Below are 5,511 nucleotides of genomic sequence, written 5' to 3'. Positions count from 1 at the left end.
CTGGTTGATGCAGGTCGACTGGTTGGAGCGCTGGAACTTCATCAGCGTGTAGATGTCCACGCCCGAGTCGGTCGCATCGACGTCGCCGGTGGCGCGCACCACGATGCGCGCCGCATCGACCTGGTCGACGATGCCGGCGCGCTTGGCCGAGATCGCCGCGCCCGAATCGCGCGCCACGGTCTCCTCCATGCCGGTGCCGACGAACGGCGCCTCGGCGCGGACCAGCGGCACCGCCTGGCGCTGCATGTTCGAACCCATCAGCGCGCGATTGGCGTCGTCATTCTCCAGGAACGGGATCAGCGAGGCGGCGACGGAGACGAGCTGCTTCGGCGACACGTCCATCAGCGTGATCGTCTCGGGCAGCGCCATCAGGAACTCGCCCGCCTGACGCGAGGAGATCAGCTCCTCGATCAGCATGCCGTCCGAATCCACCTCGGCATTGGCCTGCGCGATCGTGTGCTTGGCCTCCTCCATGGCGGAGAGATAGACGACCTCGCCGGTGACCTTGCGGTCCACCACGCGGCGATACGGCGTTTCGATGAAGCCGTACTTGTTGACGCGTGAGAACGACGCCAGCGAGTTGATCAGGCCGATGTTCGGGCCTTCCGGCGTCTCGATCGGGCAGATGCGGCCATAATGGGTCGGGTGCACGTCGCGGACCTCGAAGCCCGCGCGCTCGCGGGTGAGGCCGCCCGGCCCGAGCGCCGAGACGCGGCGCTTGTGCGTCACCTCGGAGAGCGGGTTGGTCTGGTCCATGAACTGCGACAGCTGCGACGAGCCGAAAAACTCGCGCACCGCGGCGACCGCGGGCTTGGCGTTGATCAGGTCGTTCGGCATCACCGTGGTGAGGTCGACGGAGCTCATCCGCTCCTTCACCGCGCGCTCCATGCGGAGCAGACCGACGCGATACTGGTTCTCCAGCAGCTCGCCCACCGAACGCACACGGCGGTTGCCGAGATTGTCGATGTCGTCGATCTCGCCCTTGCCGTCCTTCAGGTTGACGAGGGTCTTGACGACTTCGAGGATGTCCTCGGTGCGCAGCGTGGTCACCGTGTCCTCGACGTCGAGGTCGAGGCGCATGTTGAGCTTGACGCGGCCGACGGCCGACAGGTCGTAGCGGTCCGGATCGAAGAACAGGCCGGCGAACAGCGCCTCGGCGGTCTCCAGCGTTGGCGGCTCGCCGGGGCGCATCACGCGATAGATGTCGGACAGCGCCTGCTCGCGCTCCTCGGCCTTGTCGGCCTTGAGCGTGTTGCGGATCCACGGGCCGGTCGAGACGTGGTCGATGTCGAGCAGCTCGATCGTGGTGATGCCCGCCTGGTCGAGCTTCTCCAGCGCCTCCGGCCCGAGCTCGTCGCCCGCCTCGACGTAGATCTCGCCGGTGGTCTCGTTGATCAGGTCATAGGCGGAATAGCGGCCGTAGATCTCCTCGGTGGGAATCAGCAGCTCGGCCAGGCCGTCCTTGGCCGCCTTGTTGGCGGCGCGCGGGGAGATCTTCTGCTGGGCGGCGAACACCACCTCGCCCGAGTTCGCGTCGACGATGTCGAACAGCGGCTTCACGCCGCGCCAGTTCTCCGGCGCGAACGGGATGCGCCAGCCGCCCTCACCACGCACGAAGGTGATGCGGTTGTAGAAATAGTTGAGGATCTGCTCGCCGTTCATCCCCAGCGCGTAGAGCAGGCTGGTGACCGGCAGCTTGCGCTTGCGGTCGATGCGGACGTTGACAATGTCCTTGGCGTCGAACTCAAAATCGAGCCAGCTGCCGCGATACGGGATCACGCGCGCGGCGAACAGATACTTGCCGCTGGCGTGGGTCTTGCCGCGGTCATGATCGAACAGCACGCCCGGCGAGCGGTGCATCTGCGACACGATCACGCGCTCGGTGCCGTTGATGAAGAACGTGCCGTTCTCGGTCATGAGCGGGATGTCGCCCATGTACACGTCCTGCTCCTTGATATCGATGAGCGAGCGGGTCTCCGTCTCGGCATCGACCTCGAAGGTGGCGAGGGTGAGCGTGACCTTCATCGGCGCCGCATAGGTGATGCCGCGCTGGCGGCATTCCTCGACGTCGAACTTCGGCCCTTCGAGGACGTAACCGCCCTCCTTCTTGATATCGAGCTCGGCGGTGCCGGCGAAATCGCGGATCGGGAACACGCTGCGCAGCGTCTTCTCCAGGCCCGAGACATAGCCCGTCGACGGATCGGAGCGCAGGAACTGCTCGTAGCTTTCGCGCTGCACCTCGATCAGGTTCGGCATCTGCACCACTTCGTGGATGTTGCCGAACACCTTGCGGATACGCCGCTTGCGGGTGGACGCCTGTTCGCGCCGGGCGGTGCCGGAGTCGATCGGGTTGGTTGCCATGGAGCTGTTTCGCCTCGTCAAAAGTCTCGGGCGCGCAGAAGCAAAGGCACGTCAAGGCCGCTCGTCAGGATCCTCATTGCGGGAACGACGGCAGCCTCCAGAGCGTCTTTGCTGAACCCCGTGGCCCCCATTCGTACGGAACGCTGCGCAACGGCATCCCATGTCCCGAGGCCTCGGGAGGGCGCGATATAGAAGCGGCGTGCGCCGGCGTCAACCGCCGGGCAGGGCGTAGATCGCGCTGTTCGCATCGCGGTAGAGCGGGCGATGGTCTGGCCACCAGTCGCGCCCGTGCGTTTCCAGCAGCCAGAGATACTGGAAGCGGGCGAGGCCGGGATCGGCGAGGCGGCGGCGGAAGGCGATTTCCTCAGGGCCCGAGCAGCGATAGCCTGAGACGAGCTGCGAGGGATCGTTGGCGAGGTTCGGTGCGATCGGGTAGCGGACCGAAAGCAAAGCTGCGCCGGGCAGCTTCCACTCGGAGTTCACCAGCGCCTCGCGTCTGCCGATCGCCAGGCTGGGCAGGTGGTTGTAGGCGGTGCTCGCCCAATCCTTGTGGCATTCGTCCTTGAGCACCAACGCATGGATGCGCGCGCCGCGCGGCAGCCGCTCAAGCCCTGACAGGTGCGAGGCATAAGCCGTGTCGAGCCGGTGCCAGTTGCGTGCGATCAGCCCGGTGCGGACGGCGAACAGCGCCAGCGACAGCGCGATCAGCGCCGCGGCGGCACGGGGCGATCCATGCCAGCGCAAGGACACGAGCGCCGCGATCACCGCCGCGGGCGCGAGCCGCTCGTCCGCGCCCCAGCTGCCGAACAGGATGGTCGGCATCAGGCAGCAGGCGAGCGCGAGGAGGGCGGCGCCGATCGCCAGCCGCGGGTCGGGACGGAGGGCGCGGCGCCACAGCAGCAATAGGGTCACCGCGCCGAGCAGCAAGGGGGTGGCGAGGTCGATCCATTTCTCGCCGCCGCGCAGCAGCACGATCCAGTTCATCGCCTTGCGGACAAGGAGGTCCGAGCCATAGGCGTAGAGCGCACCACCGCCCTCGCCGCGCCAGGCGAGGGTCAGCACCAGCGGCGGCAGGAGCGCGAGGCCTCGTAGCAGGGTATCGGCCAGCGCCGCAGGAGAGCGGCGTGCCCACAACCGCGCCATCTCGAACCCGGCGACCAGCAGCACCAGCATGCCCCAGCCCATCGCATGCGCCAGCCACACCAGGGTGGCGGCGGGGAGCAGGAGGGCGAGGTGCAACGCCGCCGGTCGCGCGCGCAGGACGATCCAGCCGGCAAAGGCGCACAGCGCCAGCGCCACCGCCAGCGCATAATTGACGAAGCCGAACATCAGCGGGTTGGCGAGCACGAACACCGACGCCGCCGCCGCGGTCGGCTGCACCCGGCCATGCAGCGCGCGGCTGACCGCAGCGATGCCGGCGACGGTGAGCGGCGCGATCGCCGCGCTCGCCGCCCAGGCAGCCCGCTCGACGCCGGTGAGCGGCGCCAGCGCGCGGACGAGGAGGTCGACGCCCAAGTTGCCGACCAGCCGCCAGTCGAACTGCCAGTAGAGTGCCAGCCATTCGGACCGCCCCGCATCCGCCATCACGGCATAGCGGCCGATATGGCCGGGGAGGTCGGTCATCGACGGGATCGCCGCGACCGCGAAGGGCAGCAGTGCGCCGAGCGCGATCAGCCAGAGCGCCGCGGCGGGGCGGAAGGGGCGAGGGGCGGGGAGGGTCTGCGCCATCGTGCCGATCCTGCCACCCAATCCTTCCTGCCCGGTGAAGGCTCAGCCGCCGTGGTCCGGTCGACCGAGCAGCCGGCGTGCCGTGTGGGCGAGTGCCCGCAGCGGGCCGCGCGCGGCGCGGACGATGACGGGAGGTTCGCGATACGCGGGGTTCAGCTCTCCGGCGCGTGCCCGGCATGCGCGTGCGCCTACATGGTCCCCCGCCGCCGCCAACGCCCGGCCGAGCAGCGCGTGCGCTTCGGACCGGTCGCCGGCCCGCTCCACCATCTCGCGCCCGATCTCCACCGCAGCATCGAGGTGTCCCGCGGCGATCAGCGCCTCACCATAGGGATAGACGTAGCCGAGGTGCCGACGAGAGGCTTCCACCGAGGCGCGCAGGTGCTCCAGTGCCTCGTCATGCCGTCCGGCGCGCGACAGCAGCTTGCCGAGTTCGTTCTGGAACAGCGGATGATCGGCGGGAGCGGCGATCTCCAGCGCCTTGCGCGCGAGCCGCACGGCCAGCCCGATGCGATGGGGCGGCTGGTGGCGCGCCAGCCCGGCGAGATAGGCAGGGCTGCCCTTGAGCGCCGTCTCCACCGTGCGCCGCGCCTCGGCCGGATCGAACGTCTTCTGCAGCAGGCTGCGCAGCAGCGGTTCGACCAGGCGCTGCTGGACGAGGAACGCGGTGGACGGATGGCCGGCATAGCGTACCGGGATCGCCTCGATCGGTGTGTCCGCGGCGATGCGGGCGACCTGAAGCGCGTCGGGATCGCGCGGATCGAATACCACCACGGTCGGGGTGCAGGAGCGGATGGTATCCTCCAGCCCGTCCTGCCAGACGATGTCGCGCGCCTCGTCCTGCCAGCGCTGTTCCTCCGGCACGACGTCGCGGTTGATCGAATATTGCGGCGACATCGCCAGCACGCCCGTAGCCCGCACCGCGCTTGCAAAGCGCACCGCGGCATAGGCGCCCATGCTCGACCCGTAGGTGACGATGCGGCGCGCGCGAGAATCGGCCAGTGCGGCGGAGATGGCGGCGAGCGCCGCGGGCGTGCCGGGATATTGGTACCAGTGGTTGCCGCGGGCGAGGACGTGGATGGCGGAGATGCCGCGCGTAGCGAGGAACACCTCGGCAAAGCCGCGGCGTCCTTCCGGCCGGTCCATCATATGGCTTTCGAACGTGACGATCCAGCGTCGCGCCCGCCCCTGGGGCACCATCCGCACGACCAGATCCGAGTCCCGGTAGATTTCCCGCATTCCGCCTCCCGCCGGCGTCCGGTTAGCGGAGCGGGGCGGCGGGCGCCAATCCTTCCGTTTGTCGCATCGCAGCCTCCGCCTGGCGCGCCGCCCTTCGACGAGGATGACGCGCCCCCCGCCCCGGAGTAGCGGCGCCGCGGTGCTGAAGTTTCGTGTCGCGCGCGTGATCGCGCCTTTCCTCTGCGT

At 68.8% G+C, this 5,511-nt stretch carries 3 protein-coding genes; all 3 read right to left on the bottom strand.

Annotated features, from left to right (window positions below; all coding sequences use genetic code 11):
• Positions 1-2,361, bottom strand: a 2,361-nt coding sequence (gene rpoB / locus ACFDTH_RS17135) for a DNA-directed RNA polymerase subunit beta (RefSeq protein WP_375288772.1), incomplete at its 3' end; no start/stop codon positions are given.
• A gap of 210 nt (positions 2,362-2,571) precedes the next feature.
• Positions 2,572-4,089 carry a hypothetical protein gene (locus ACFDTH_RS17130; protein ID WP_375288771.1) on the bottom strand — a complete coding sequence of 506 codons (1,518 nt, stop codon included), beginning with the start codon at positions 4,087-4,089 and terminating at the stop codon, positions 2,572-2,574.
• A gap of 42 nt (positions 4,090-4,131) precedes the next feature.
• Positions 4,132-5,325 (bottom strand): alpha/beta hydrolase, encoded by a 1,194-nt coding sequence (locus ACFDTH_RS17125; RefSeq protein WP_375288770.1) that lies wholly within the window; start codon positions 5,323-5,325, stop codon positions 4,132-4,134.
• Positions 5,326-5,511 lie beyond the last annotated feature (186 nt).

Origin of the sequence: Sphingomonas sp., from assembly GCF_042096255.1 — a bacterium.
Lineage (GTDB): Bacteria > Pseudomonadota > Alphaproteobacteria > Sphingomonadales > Sphingomonadaceae > Sphingomonas.
This window is presented reverse-complemented; position numbering and strand designations above follow the sequence as displayed.

Bases quoted from the DNA above. Each gene is read 5' to 3' on its own strand.
- ACFDTH_RS17130 (WP_375288771.1), bottom strand. From the start codon at position 4,089: ATGGCGCAGACCCTCCCCGCCCCTCGCCCCTTCCGCCCCGCCGCGGCG.
- ACFDTH_RS17125 (WP_375288770.1), bottom strand. From the start codon at position 5,325: ATGCGGGAAATCTACCGGGACTCGGATCTGGTCGTGCGGATGGTGCCC.